Source organism: Pseudomonas sp. (assembly GCF_050739655.1).
Lineage (GTDB): Bacteria > Pseudomonadota > Gammaproteobacteria > Pseudomonadales > Pseudomonadaceae > Aquipseudomonas.
The window spans coordinates 1-1,037 of the sequence record NZ_JBOIBY010000054.1 but is presented as its reverse complement, the minus strand read 5'-3'; the positions used below and the strand labels follow the sequence as shown (position 1 = coordinate 1,037).

Annotated in this window: 1 protein-coding gene; it reads left to right on the top strand. The window is 57.7% G+C overall.

The annotated features are described in order from the left end of the window. Window positions 1-628 precede the first annotated feature (628 nt). On the top strand, window positions 629-1,037 hold a 409-nt coding region (locus ACRESJ_RS03220; protein WP_431756609.1), incomplete at its 3' end, for a DUF6708 domain-containing protein.

Genomic DNA, 1,037 nt, shown 5'->3' with positions numbered 1-1,037 from the left:
TACTGGGCCATGGCCCAACTGTTCATGCAACAAGGCCCGCAGGCCTTGCCCCATTTCCCCCGTGCCCCCCGCGACTGGAACAACGAAGACGTGACCTTCAACCTCGCCCGGCGCCTGGCGCCCAAGGTGCGGTGGCCCGTCGACATCGATCTGGAATCCAGGACCGCGCCCTGAATACCCGTCATCAACGCGCATCGGCATCGAATGACACTTGCCTTTTGGCTACCTGATCGCCCTTCGACACCCCTGGGACTCAAGTGGCTCTCACACAGAACCGGAACTGCTCATCATGCTATTTAAAGCACCTTTACTCGATAAACCGGCCCCGGGCTGGAAGCACGATCTGCCAGCACCGAACGAGTCTCCATCAACTGAACCGTACCCCCCTGTACTTTCTAATCCACCCAATCATTTAGGCGATGTGTACCTTGAGCTGACGCGCGCCACGTTAAGAATGCGTGGGCTTGGCATTTGGTGTGCCGCATTCATGTTTGCAATCACAGTGTCCTTAGCAATTTTCCTATTAATGAACCACGTGAGCTCTCCAACTTCTTCATCTCTGTTATCCAAAATCTTGGGGCTAGTCCCGATCATTATCGGTATATGGCTGGGCGTTTACTTCTGGCGCATGGACGTAGAAGCCCCCCGCGACGAACCCATCCGATTCAACCGCCTGCGGCGCAAAGTCTACGTCTACCGTTTCGTCCATGACGGCCTCAGGACCTTCAGCCGCAGCGCCTGGGGCGTACGAACCGAAGTCCATGACTGGGAGGATCTGCGCGCCGAAGCCTGCAGCGTTTATGGCCCCATGGGTACTGGCGGCCTTATCGAAACCGTCACCCTGGCCGTGGTGAAACCGGGCACCAACAAGGTGATCGATCGCTTTCATTTTGCCCATGAAATGCAACAGGGCGAGATGTACTGGGCCATGGCCCAACTGTTCATGCAACAAGGCCCGCAGGCCTTGCCCCATTTCCCCCGTGCCCCCCGCGACTGGAACAACGAAGACGTGACCTTCAACCTCGCCCGGCGCCTGG